12 protein-coding genes are annotated in these 11,671 nt (G+C 72.2%); 6 read left to right on the plus strand and 6 right to left on the minus strand.

All coding sequences use genetic code 11. From position 1 onward, the window contains the following. Positions 1–37: 37 nt before the first annotated feature. Positions 38–1,411, plus strand: coding sequence for a pyridoxal phosphate-dependent decarboxylase family protein (locus CGE01nite_RS08465; protein WP_141370238.1), 1,374 nt, complete (start codon positions 38–40; stop codon positions 1,409–1,411). Between the two features lie 15 nt (positions 1,412–1,426). On the opposite strand, the gene CGE01nite_RS08470 is transcribed toward CGE01nite_RS08465, so the two are convergent. Genes CGE01nite_RS08470 through nadA form a run of 3 tightly spaced genes read right to left on the minus strand, consistent with a single transcriptional unit; the run spans position 1,427 to position 3,863 of the window. Then, positions 1,427–1,969 carry an acyl-CoA thioesterase gene (locus CGE01nite_RS08470; protein ID WP_141370240.1) on the minus strand — a complete coding sequence of 181 codons (543 nt, stop codon included), beginning with the start codon at positions 1,967–1,969 and terminating at the stop codon, positions 1,427–1,429. Between the two features lie 58 nt (positions 1,970–2,027). Next, positions 2,028–2,627 (minus strand): DJ-1/PfpI family protein, encoded by a 600-nt coding sequence (locus CGE01nite_RS08475; protein ID WP_141370242.1) that lies wholly within the window; start codon positions 2,625–2,627, stop codon positions 2,028–2,030. A gap of 36 nt (positions 2,628–2,663) precedes the next feature. Beyond that, positions 2,664–3,863, minus strand: coding sequence for a quinolinate synthase NadA (gene nadA / locus CGE01nite_RS08480; protein WP_048341509.1), 1,200 nt, complete (start codon positions 3,861–3,863; stop codon positions 2,664–2,666). Positions 3,864–3,981: 118 nt separating this feature from the next. On the opposite strand from nadA, the gene CGE01nite_RS08485 reads away from it, so the two are divergent. After that, on the plus strand, positions 3,982–5,181 hold the full coding sequence (locus tag CGE01nite_RS08485; RefSeq protein ID WP_141370244.1) for a glycerate kinase family protein: 1,200 nt from the start codon (positions 3,982–3,984) through the stop codon (positions 5,179–5,181). Positions 5,182–5,366: 185 nt separating this feature from the next. Further along, on the plus strand, positions 5,367–5,717 hold the full coding sequence (gene erpA, locus CGE01nite_RS08490) for an iron-sulfur cluster insertion protein ErpA (protein ID WP_141370246.1): 351 nt from the start codon (positions 5,367–5,369) through the stop codon (positions 5,715–5,717). 75 nt (positions 5,718–5,792) lie between these two features. Here erpA and CGE01nite_RS08495 read toward each other — a convergent pair whose 3' ends face one another. Then, positions 5,793–6,962 carry a cysteine desulfurase family protein gene (locus CGE01nite_RS08495; protein WP_307722638.1) on the minus strand — a complete coding sequence of 390 codons (1,170 nt, stop codon included), beginning with the start codon at positions 6,960–6,962 and terminating at the stop codon, positions 5,793–5,795. Positions 6,963–7,158: 196 nt separating this feature from the next. On the opposite strand from CGE01nite_RS08495, the gene ctaC reads away from it, so the two are divergent. The 3 genes from ctaC to CGE01nite_RS08510 are packed head-to-tail and all read left to right on the plus strand — an operon-like array spanning position 7,159 to position 10,252. Continuing rightward, positions 7,159–8,037, plus strand: a complete 879-nt coding sequence (gene ctaC, locus CGE01nite_RS08500; RefSeq protein WP_141370248.1) for an aa3-type cytochrome oxidase subunit II — start codon at positions 7,159–7,161, stop codon at positions 8,035–8,037. Further along, on the plus strand, positions 8,037–9,857 hold the full coding sequence (ctaD, locus tag CGE01nite_RS08505; RefSeq protein ID WP_048343486.1) for an aa3-type cytochrome oxidase subunit I: 1,821 nt from the start codon (positions 8,037–8,039) through the stop codon (positions 9,855–9,857). The genes ctaC and ctaD overlap by 1 nt, the downstream gene beginning before the upstream one ends. After that, on the plus strand, positions 9,854–10,252 hold the full coding sequence (locus tag CGE01nite_RS08510; protein ID WP_048343487.1) for a cytochrome c oxidase subunit 4: 399 nt from the start codon (positions 9,854–9,856) through the stop codon (positions 10,250–10,252). Before ctaD ends, CGE01nite_RS08510 begins: the two co-directional genes overlap by 4 nt. A gap of 112 nt (positions 10,253–10,364) precedes the next feature. On the opposite strand, the gene CGE01nite_RS08515 is transcribed toward CGE01nite_RS08510, so the two are convergent. Together CGE01nite_RS08515 and CGE01nite_RS08520 are read right to left on the minus strand one after the other, a co-directional pair. Continuing rightward, positions 10,365–10,886, minus strand: a complete 522-nt coding sequence (locus tag CGE01nite_RS08515) for a CYTH domain-containing protein (RefSeq protein ID WP_048343488.1) — start codon at positions 10,884–10,886, stop codon at positions 10,365–10,367. A gap of 72 nt (positions 10,887–10,958) precedes the next feature. Continuing rightward, the gene (locus CGE01nite_RS08520; RefSeq protein ID WP_048343489.1) at positions 10,959–11,588 is read right to left on the minus strand and encodes a superoxide dismutase; all 630 of its coding nucleotides are present in this window, start codon (positions 11,586–11,588) and stop codon (positions 10,959–10,961) included. Between the last annotated feature and the right edge of the window lie 83 nt (positions 11,589–11,671).

The following is an 11,671-nucleotide window of genomic DNA, read 5'->3' on the forward strand; positions in this document are numbered from 1 at the left end:
TATGCATCACGCGGGCCGCACGCGGCTCCTGGTGGGCATGGAGCCCGATGCGCAGCGCCCGCTCGACCTCGCCTTCGCCCGTGCCGTCGCGTGGCTCGAGGCCGTGCCTGAACGCCACGTCGCCCCGGCGACCGGCGTGGACGCGGTCCAGGACCGCCTCGGCCGCGTGCTGCCCGAGGCCGGGCAGGACCCCGCCGCCGTCGTGGGACGGCTCGCTGACGCAGTCGAGCCCGCGCTGATCGCGAGCCAGTCGCCGCGCTTCTACGGGTGGGTCATCGGCGGCACGCACCCGGTGGCGGTCGCGGCCGACTGGCTCGTGACGGCGTGGGATCAGAACGCGGCGATGCGCGAGCCGATGCCGGGCACCTCGGCCGTCGAGGAGCTCGCGGGCCGCTGGCTGCTCGACCTGCTCGGGCTGCCTGCCACCGCGAGCGTCGGGTTCACCACGGGAGCGACCACCGCGAACCTCGCGGGCCTGGCCGCCGCGCGCCACCGCGTGCTGGCCGACGCCGGGTGGGACGTCGAGGCGCACGGTCTCGGGGGTGCGCCACGCGTCCGGGTGCTCGCGGGCGCCGAGCGGCACGGGTCGGTCGACCTCGCGCTGCGGTACCTGGGCCTGGGCGCGGCGACCCTCGTCCCGGCGGACCGCGAGGGCCGCATCGACGTCGCGGCGCTCGAGGCCGAGCTCGCGCGGTCGTCGGACCCCACGATCGTCGTGCTGCAGGCGGGCAACCTGCACTCCGGCGCGTTCGACGACGTCGGTGCCGCATCCGACGCGGCGCACCGGCACGGCGCGTGGGCGCACGTCGACGGCGCGTTCGGGCTCTGGGCCGCGGCGACGCCGCGACTGACCCACCTCGCGGCGGGCCTCGCGCGCGCGGACTCCTGGGCGACCGACGCGCACAAGACCCTCAACACGCCGTACGACTGCGGCGTCTCGTTCGTCGCCCACCCCGCGGACGCCGTCGCGGCGCTCGGCGCGCAGGCGAGCTACCTCGTCGCGACGGCGTCCGGGCTGGACCCGTGGACGCTCGTGCCGGAGATGTCCCGCCGCGCACGCGGCGTCCCCGTGTGGGCGACGCTCGCCGCGCTGGGGCGGTCGGGCGTCGCCGCACTCGTCGACGGCCTCGTGGCCGCGGCAGCGCTCCTGGCCGACGAGCTGGGGAGGCTCGCCGGGGTCGAGATCCTCAACGACGTCGTCTACACCCAGGTGTGCGTCACGTTCGGCGCCGACGAGCGCACCGCCGCGGTCGCCGACGCCCTGCGCGCACAGGGCGAGGTCTACGCCTCGACGTCGCGCTGGCACGACCGCACCGTGCTGCGGTTCTCGGTGAGCAACGCCTGGACCGACGCGGGGCAGGTGCGCCGTACGGTCGAGGCGGTGCGGCGCGCGATCGACGCGGTGCCGTGAGGTGAGCGGGCGGCGTCAGCGCGCCGCGACGTCCACCGCCCGCGCCCACGACGCGACGTCCTCGGGCAGCGTCGGGCTGGGCATCGGCGCGCCGACGATGAGCTCGACCACCTCCGGGCCACTCACGCGCGCGCCGTCCCGCGCGAGGAAACGCCCGGCGACGATCCCGCGCGCCACGTGCTCGGGGGCGCCGTCGCGTCCTGCACGGGAGAAGGCCTGCTCGAGGTAGACGACGCGCTCGTCCCAGCCGAGAACGGTCGTCGTGATCTCGAACCTCTGGCGGAACGTCAAGGACCGGCGGTACTTGATGGTCTGCGCGGCCACGACCGGATACCAGCCGCGTTCGTTGAGCGCGTCGAACGCGCCGAGGTCGGCGAGGAAGTTCGAGCGTGCGACGTCCATGCACTGCAGGTAGATGCCGTTGTTCACGTGGCGGTACAGGTCCAGGTCCGACAGGTGCACGCGCATGCGCGTGACCGAGGGGCTGAGCAGGTCCTGACCGGGGACCGCGCGACGGGGACGGAACGTGGCCGCCGCGAGCTGGAGTGTGCGGATCACGTCGTGATGTTACTCATCAGTACCTCGCGACCCGAGCGGGGCGACGCCGAGCCTCGCACTAGACCGGCGGCAGCGGGTCGTACTCGATGCCTCGCCTGACGACGCGCGCGTTCGCGACCGAGTCGAGCCGCGCGACGAGGTGCAGGGCCATGTCGATGCCCGCGGAGACACCCGCGGAGGTGACCACGTCGCCGTCGTCGACGAACCGGGCGACCTGGTCCTGCTGCACGCTGGGGTCGATCGCGGCGAGCTCCTCGAACGCGCGCCGGTGCGTGGTGGCGGGCCGCCCCGCGAGCAGCCCGGCCGCGGCGTAGACCAGCGACCCGGTGCACACGCTCGTCATGAGCGGGGTCGACGCGCGCATCCGGCGCACCCAGGCGAGGTGCTCGTCGTCGCGCAGCAGCACCCGGGTGCCCTGCCCGCCGGGGTACACCAGGACGTGCAGCGGGCCGAGCTCGTCGGCGGAGGTGTCCGGCACGAGGCGCAGGCCCTTGGCGCAGCGCACGCCCGCGCCGTCGGCCGAGAACGTGACGACCTCGGTGTCCGTGCGCAGGTGGCGCGCCCACCACGCGAGGACCTCGTACGGCCCGACGACGTCGAGCTCCTCGCACGCGTCGAAGACGAACAGGCCGATCCGGGTCGACTTGCCGGTGCTCACGGGGCCTCCGGGGGAGCGGTGGTCGGCGCGCCGCGGTCAGTAGCCGGGCAGCGCGAGCATCTGGTCGAGCGCTACACGGGCCCAGTGCGCGTCGTCGGGGTCGACGACGACCCGGTTCACGACGCGCCCCGCGACGAGCGACTCCATCGTCCACACGAGGTGCGGGAGGTCGATCCGGTTCATCGTCGAGCAGAAGCACACCGTCGAGTCGAGGTAGTGGATCTTCTTGTCCGGGTGCGCGTCCGCGAGCCGACGCACCAGGTTGAGCTCGGTGCCGATCGCCCACGACGAGCCCGCGGGCGCCGCGTCGAGCGCCTTGATGATGTACTCCGTCGAGCCGACCATGTCGGCCGCGGTGACCACCTCGTGCTTGCACTCCGGGTGCACCAGGACCGTCACGTCGGGGTCGGCCGCGCGCACGTCGGCGACGTTGCGCTCCGAGAACCGACCGTGCACCGAGCAGTGGCCGCGCCACAGGATCATGCGCGCGTCGCGCAGCTCGGCCGTCGTCAGTCCGCCGCCGGGGCGACGCGGGTCGAAGACGACGCAGTCGTCGAGCGAGAGCCCGAGCTGCTGGACCGCGGTGTTGCGCCCCAGGTGCTGGTCCGGCATGAACAGCACCTTGCCGGTGCCGTCGACGCCGCCGACCTTGTCGAACGCCCAGCGCAGCGCGACGTGGGCGTTCGACGACGTGCAGACCGTCCCGCCGTGGCGGCCCGTGAACGCCTTGATCGCGGCGGTCGAGTTCATGTAGGTCACGGGCACCGTGTCGTCGGCGACGCCCGCCTCGACGAGCACCTCCCACGCGTCCTCGACCTGGTCGATCGCGGCCATGTCGGCCATCGAGCAGCCCGCCGCGAGGTCGGGGAGCACGACCTGCTGCGACTCGGACGTCAGGATGTCCGCCGACTCGGCCATGAAGTGCACGCCGCAGAAGATGACGAACTCGGCGTCGGGCCGCGCCGCGGCCTCGCGCGCGAGCTTGAAGGAGTCACCCGTCACGTCGGCGAAGGCGATGACCTCGTCGCGCTGGTAGTGGTGCCCGAGCACGAACGCGCGGTCGCCCAGCGCCGCCCGGGCCGCGCGGGCACGTTCGACGAGGTCGGGGTCGCTGGGGGAGGGCAGCGCGCCGGCGCACTCGACGCCCCGCTCGGAGGCGAGGTCGACGCCGCGGCCGAGCAGGAGCAGGGCCGAGGGCGCGGGCTCCACGAACGTCCCAGGGGTGGTCAGGCTCACGATGCCGATCCTCGCACAACGCGCGCGGGGCACGTCGGGGACCTCCGGCGCCCGGGCCACGCCCGGTCGTCGTCGCGCGGGGTCGCTGTCGCGGCCGGGCGGCGGCGCACGTGCGACGATGCGCGTCGTGCATGTGCTGGTGGCCCCCGACTGCTTCGGCTCGAGCCTGACGTCCGCGCAGGCGGCGGCGGCGATCGCTGAGGCGTGGCGCGAGACCTGCCCGCACGACGACGTGCGGGTCTGTCCCCTGTCCGACGGGGGACCCGGGTTCGTGCAGACGCTGCAGGCGACGCTCGGCGGTGAGCTCGTCGCGGTGAGCGTCGACGGGCCGCTCGGCGTGCCCGCCCCGGCCGCGCTGCTCGTCGTCGACCACCCCGTCACCGGGCGCACGGCGTATGTCGAGTCGGCACACGCCGTAGGCCTCGCGCTCGTGCCCGACGACCGGCGCGACCCGACCCGCACCACGAGCCGGGGACTCGGCACGCTGCTCGCCGCCGCGCGCGCGACGGGTGCCCGGCGCGTCGTCGTCGGGCTCGGCGGGTCCGGCACGAACGACGCGGGCGCCGGTCTGCTCGTAGGGCTCGGGCTGCCCGACGAGCGCGGCGTGCTGGCGACGGGCGGTGGCGCGCTCGTCGACGTGCGTCCGGACGACCTGGCGGGGCTCGCCGCGCTGCGCGCCGACTGGCGTGAGGTCGAGCTCCTCGTGGCCACGGACGTCGACGTCCCGCTGCTGGGACTGCAAGGAGCGAGCGCGGGCTTCGCCCCCCAGAAGGGCGCCACGCCCGAGCAGGCGCAGTCGCTCGAGCGTGCGCTCGCGACGTTCTCCCGGATCGCGGTCGGCGCCCTCGGCGACGCGCTGCGGCCCGACCTCCTCGCGGCACCCGGTCCCGCGCGCTCCGCGGCCACCCGGCTCACGCACGCGCCCGGTGCGGGTGCCGCCGGCGGGCTCGGCTTCGGGCTGTCGCTGCTCGGCGGACGACTGGTGCCGGGTGCGGCGCTCGTCGCCGACGCGGTCGGGCTCGACACCCGGATCGCGGCGGCCGACCTCGTCGTGACCGGGGAGGGGCGGTTCGACTGGCAGTCGCTGCACGGCAAGGTCGCCTCGCTCGTCGCCGAACGCGCGATGCCGCACGCGGTCCCCGCGATCGTCGTCGCGGGCCAGGTCGAGATCGGTCGTCGCGAGATCTCCGCGGCCGGTCTGGCGGGCGCGTACGCCGTGGCCGAGCGGCCCGACGAGGTCTCCCTCGCGCTCGCCGACCCGGTCGGCACGCTCGCCGCGCGAGCCCGGCGCGTGGCGCGCACCTGGTCGCCCGCCTGAGGCGCCGGACGCGGCGTGCACGGCGACCCTGACCGCGCGGCGACCGTGAACCCGTGGCGACCGTGTGGCATGTGTCTCCGTGCGCGCCGCGTCGGGCGAGCACGTCGTACTCTGGTCGGGAACATTCGTCGGGATGCCGGTGTTGGCGCCTTGCGAGAGTCGTTCGTCATCCGTCAGGAGTGCCCATGAGCGAGACCACCGAGGTCGCCACGCACGGCGTGAACCTCACCGACGTCGCCGCGAGCAAGGTTCGCAGCCTGCTCGAGCAGGAGGGTCGTGACGACCTTCGGCTTCGTGTCGCCGTGCAGCCCGGCGGCTGCTCCGGCCTGATCTACCAGCTGTACTTCGACGAGCGCGTGCTCGACGGTGACGCAGTGCGCGATTACGACGGCGTCGAGGTCGTCGTGGACCGCATGTCGGTGCCGTACCTCGAGGGTGCGACGATCGACTTCGCCGACACGATCGAGAAGCAGGGCTTCACGATCGACAACCCGAACGCGGGCAGTGCCTGCGCGTGCGGCGGCTCGTTCAGCTGATCTCGACCGAAGGCCCGCTCCGTGCGACGGAGCGGGCCTTCGTCGTCCCCGGTGGTCGCCAGACGCACGACGGTCCTAGAGGACTCCCAGGCTCGCGCGCAGCTCGGCGACGACACCCGGCAGCACCGCGAGGAACGAGGCGACGTCCTCGCGCGTCGTCCCGGCGTGCAGGCCGACCCGCACGTTGCCCTGCGTGAGCACGCCCATGGCCGCGAGCACGTGCGACGGCTCGAGCGTGCTGGACGTGCACGCCGACCCCGAGCCGACTGCGAAGCCCAGCCGGTCGAGCGCCGTGACGATCGCCTCGCCGTCGACGTACAGGCACGAGAACGTCAGGACGTGGGGGAGCCGGTGCACCGGGTCGCCGGCCACGTCGCTGTCGGGGACGTGACGCGCGACGTGGGTCCTGATCTCGGCGACGAGCCGCCGCAGGTGGTCCGCCCGTTGCGCGGCGTCCCCGGCCGCCTCCTGCAGCGCGACCGCCGCCGCGAGAGCCGCCGGGACGCTCAGCCCGCCGGGGAACCACCGGTCCTCGTCCTGCGGCCAGTCGGGCGCCCGACGCACGCCGGCGCGCGTGACCAGAACACCGAGGCCGCCCGGTCCGCCCCAGTCGCCCGGGTCGGCGGCGAGGACGTCCCACTCGTGCCCGACGTCGACGTGACCCAGGCTTGCGCCCGCGTCGACGAGCAGGGGCACGCCGGCCGCGCGCGCCGCCTCGTGCGCGGCGGCGACGGGCTGCAACGTGCCCACCTCGCCGTTCGCGTGCTGCAGGGCTGCGAGCACCACGCCGGGAGCGGCGAGCGCGTGCGCGAACGCCTCGCCGTCGACCCGGCCCGACCGGTCGACGCCCACGGTGTGGTGCCGGCCCTCGCCGCGGCTCGCGACGAACTCAGCGGCGTGCAGCACGGCCGACCGCTCGACCGCGCTCGTCACGACGTCGGCACCGACGCGCCGCCTCCCGCGCGCGACCATCCGCACCGCGGCGTGCAGCGCGGCCGTGTGCGACGGCGCGAGGTCGACGTCCTGCGTGCGGGCGCCGACGACGGCGGCGATCGCCTCCCGGGACCCGTCGAGCAGGGCGCGCGCCCGGCGGCCCTCGGCGTGCAGCCGCCGCGGGTCGGCCCATCCCTGGTCGAGAGCCTCGACGAACGCGGCCCGGGCTGCGGGCAGCAGGGGCGCGCGCCCACCGGCGTCGAGCATGACGCGCCGCGGCGCACGGGTGTTCTCGTCGTGCTCGTTCTCCACCCCAGAACCGTATCCGCACGGGTCAACGCGCCGGCGGGGGAGTGTGACGGTGCTGACACGGCGTCGTGAACGGGTGTCACGGGCGACGTGAGAGCCAGTTCGCGCGCTAGGCTGCTCGCGTCGAGGACGAAGGTCCCAGGTGTGTCGCGCCCGTCACAGGGACGACGCGCCGGGGACGTGAGCGAGAGGTCGCCCGTTGCACCCGGAAAACCCCCGCCGGACGCGGCGCCCGGCCCTGAAGTGGGCAGGCATCGCGACGGTCGCTGCTGTGGCCCTGAGCGGCTGCTCGGACCAGGTCCAGCGCGGCTGGATGCCTGGCAACTCGGACGCCGAGATCACGAACCAGACGGGTCGCATCACGGACCTGTGGGTCGGCTCGTGGACCGCCGCCCTCATCGTCGGCCTCATCACGTGGGGCCTGATGCTCTGGTGCGTCGCGGTCTACCGCAAGCGCAAGGACGACGACGTCCTGCCCGTGCAGCTCCGGTACCACGTGCCGCTCGAGATCATGTACGTGATCCTGCCGATCGTCATGGTCGGCGTGCTGTTCTACTTCACGAACCGCGACGTGACCGAGATCACCGACACGTCCGCCGACGCCGACGTCAACATCCAGGTCATCGGCAAGCAGTGGAGCTGGGACATCAACTACCTCGACGACGAGGTGTACGAGACCGGCGAGCACGCGCAGAACGTCGGCACGACCGAGGGCGTCCTCGACGACCAGGTGACCCTCTACCTGCCGGTCGGCGAGTCCGTGCACTTCACGCTCGACTCGCGCGACGTCATCCACTCGTTCTGGGTCCCGGCCTTCCTCTACAAGCTCGACATGATCCCCGGCAAGGAGAACTCCTTCCAGATCACGCCGCAGCAGGAGGGCCTGTACCGCGGCAAGTGCGCCGAGCTCTGCGGCGAGGAGCACTCGTCGATGCTCTTCAACGTCAAGGTCGTCTCGCGCGACGAGTACGACGCGCACATGCAGGAGCTGCGCGACAAGGGCCAGACCGGCGCGCTCGGTCTCGAGTACAGCCGGCTCCAGGACCTGAACAGCGCAACGCAGGAGGACGAGGACTGATGGCCGCGGTCGCGGAGAACATCCCGGGTCTGGCGCCGTCGCGTCAGACGCTCGGTCGCACCGTGGTCAAGTGGGTCACCTCGACCGACCACAAGACGATCGGCTACATGTACCTGATCACGAGCTTCGTCTGGTTCGTGGTCGGTGGACTGCTCGCGCTGCTGATCCGCGCCGAGCTGTTCACGCCCGGCATGGACGTGTTCCAGTCCAAGGAGCAGTACAACCAGGCGTTCACGATGCACGGCACGATCATGCTGCTGCTGTTCGCGACGCCGTTGTTCGCGGGCTTCGCGAACGTGATCATGCCGCTGCAGATCGGCGCGCCGGACGTCGCGTTCCCGCGACTGAACATGTTCGCGTTCTGGCTCTTCTTCTTCGGCGGGCTCATCGCCGCCGGCGGCTTCCTCACGCCTCAGGGGGCCGCCTCGTTCGGCTGGTTCGCCTACGCCCCGCTGTCGAACACGGTGTACTCACCGGGGATCGGCGGCGACCTGTGGGTGTTCGGGCTCGCGCTCGGTGGCTTCGGCACGATCCTGGGTGCCGTCAACTTCATCACGACGATCGTCACGATGCGTGCCCCCGGCATGACCATGTTCCGGATGCCGATCTTCACCTGGAACACTCTCGTGACGTCGCTGCTCGTCCTCATGGCGTTCCCGCCGCTCGCCGCCGCGCTGTTCGCGCTCGGCGCCGACCGCAGGCTCGGTGCGCAGGTGTTCAACCCCGAGAACGGCGGCGCGCTGCTCTGGCAGCACCTGTTCTGGTTCTTCGGGCACCCTGAGGTCTACATCATCGCGCTGCCGTTCTTCGGCATCATCACCGAGATCCTGCCGGTGTTCAGCCGCAAGCCGATCTTCGGCTACAAGGGACTCGTGTACGCGACGATCGCGATCGCGGCGCTGTCCGTGACCGTGTGGGCCCACCACATGTACGTCACAGGCTCGGTGCTCCTGCCGTTCTTCGCCTTCATGACGATGCTCATCGCCGTGCCGACCGGTGTGAAGTTCTTCAACTGGATCGGCACGATGTGGCGAGGAAAGCTCACGTTCGAGACACCGATGCTGTGGACGATCGGCTTCCTCGTGACGTTCCTGTTCGGTGGCCTGACGGGGATCATCCTGTCCAGCCCCGCGCTCGACTTCCACATCTCCGACACGTACTTCGTGGTCGCGCACTTCCACTACGTGGTGTTCGGGACCGTCGTGTTCGCGATGTTCGCGGGCTTCTACTTCTGGTGGCCGAAGTTCACCGGGAAGATGCTCGACGAGCGCCTCGGCAAGATCCACTTCTGGACGCTGTTCATCGGCTTCCACACCACGTTCCTCGTGCAGCACTGGCTCGGCGTCGTGGGCATGCCTCGCCGGTACGCGGACTACGCGGTCGCCGACGGCTTCACGTGGATGAACCAGCTGTCCACGGTCGGCGCGGTCATCTTGGCGGCGTCCACGCTGCCGTTCTTCTGGAACGTCTACACCACCGCGCGCAACGCGCCCAAGGTGACCGTCGACGACCCGTGGGGCTACGGCGCGTCGCTCGAGTGGGCCACGTCCTGCCCGCCGCCGCGGCACAACTTCACGTCGCTGCCGCGCATCCGGTCGGAGCGTCCCGCGTTCGACCTTCACCACCCCGAGGTCGCCGCCATGGACTTCGTCGAGCCGAACCCCGGTCCGCTGGACTGGGAGGCCGACCGCCGCGGCGAGACCGCCGTCGCCGCCGAGCGTGTGGTGAACGGGACCGGCGAGCCCGAGCAGTCCACGGCGACGATCGTCGAGGACCGCCCGGCGGACGCCGCACGTGACGACGAGGAGGGCACGAAGTGAAGCTCGAGGCCAAGATCTTCGGCTACGGAGTCCTCTTCTTCTTCCCCGTGGGGCTCGTGTATGCGCTGTGGAGCGACGGCGAGCCCGTCGGCACCGTGAGCATCCCGCTCGTCGGTGGCCTGGTCGGCATGATCGGCGCGTACTTCGCGCTGCTCGCGCGCCGGATCGACCCCCGACCCGAGGACGACGAGCACGGCGAGATCGAGCAGGGCGCCGGTGACCAGGGCGTCTACGCGCCGTGGTCGTGGTGGCCCCTGGCGATCGGCGCCTCGGCCGCGATCGTGTTCCTCGGCCTGGCCGTCGGCTGGTGGCTCGTCTACATCGGCGTGGCCGTCGGTGTGATCGCGCTCGTCGGCTGGGTGTTCGAGTTCTCCCGCGGACAGCACGCGCACTGACACTCGCGCACGGAGGCGCACGCGCGACGCGCGTGTGCTGAGCTCAGCTCGTCACGAAGGCCCGACCAGGCAGCTGGTCGGGCCTTCGTCCGTCGCGGGCTCGGCCCGGGCGTCACAGGGTCCGGGCGAGCAGGTCGTGCGCACGACGCAGGACCGCGGGCGCGTCGGCCCGGGCGAGAGCGCCACCCGTGAACGACGGGTCTCGGGTGACCTCGACGCACCCGTCCGGCGGGACGTAGGCCTCGGCGGCGCCTTCGTCGTCGAACTCGATCTCCGCGACGACGAGGCCCGTCAGAGCCCCCTCGAAGACGTCGACGACGTCGTACGACTCGGCGACGCGGTAGCGGCGCTTGGTCAGCGTCGCGGCCGGCAACCCCGCCAGCACGTCGTACTCGGGCTCGTCGAGGTACAGCGTCGTCAACCGTCCCCACGGGTCCCCGGGCAGCTTCTGCGTGAGCTTGAGCTCGAGGGCTCCTGACGGGTGCACGACGCGGCGCAGACGCAGCCGGGTGCCGTCGAGGTAGCGGTCGCTGATCTCGCGGCACTCGCCACCCTGGGGTGGCTCTTCCGCGACGAGGAACCGCCGCTCCCGTTCGGGGAGGGCGAACCTCGACTCACGCGCGACGACACCCATGTGCCCATCATGTCTCGTCCGGGGGACGGCAGAGGGCCGCCCGCACGTGGCGGACGGCCCTCTGCGGGGCGATCAGAGCGCGGGGACGATCAGACCGGAGGTCTGCGAACGGGCGCGCTCGAAGCGCTCCGCCGCGTCGGCCCAGCTGACGATGTTCCACCACGCCTTGACGTAGTCCGCCTTGACGTTGACGTAGTCCAGGTAGAACGCGTGCTCCCACATGTCGAGGACGACGATCGGCACGAGGCCGAGCGGGAAGTTGCTCTGCTGGTCGTACAGCTGGAAGATCGCGAGCTTCTGGCCCACCGAGTCCCAGCCGAGGATCGACCAGCCCGAGCCCTGGATGCCGACGGCGTTCGCGGCGAAGTGCTTCTGGAACGCGTCGAACGAGCCGAAGAACTCGTCGATCGCCGCGGCGAGCTCGCCGGTCGGCTTGTCGCCGCCCTCGGGGGAGAGGTTCTGCCAGAACACGGAGTGGTTGACGTGGCCGCCGAGGTTGAACGCGAGGTTCTTCTCGTGCAGGTTCACCGCCGCGAGGTCGCCGGACTCGCGGGCCTCCGCGAGCTTCGCCAGCGCGGTGTTCGCGCCGGTGACGTAGGCCGCGTGGTGCTTGTCGTGGTGCAGCTCCATGATCCGGCCGGAGATGTGCGGCTCGAGGGCCGCGTAGTCGTAGGGCAGGTCCGGAAGCGTGTAGTCAGCCATTGCGTGAGTACCTCTCCTGCGTCACGCGGGAGCGTCGGCCCCCGCTGGGTACGAGTCGGGCGGCCCGCCCTGAGGGGCGAGCC

The sequence above is a fragment of the Cellulomonas gelida genome (assembly GCF_006538725.1).
GTDB classification, from domain to species: Bacteria; Actinomycetota; Actinomycetes; order Actinomycetales; family Cellulomonadaceae; genus Cellulomonas; species Cellulomonas gelida.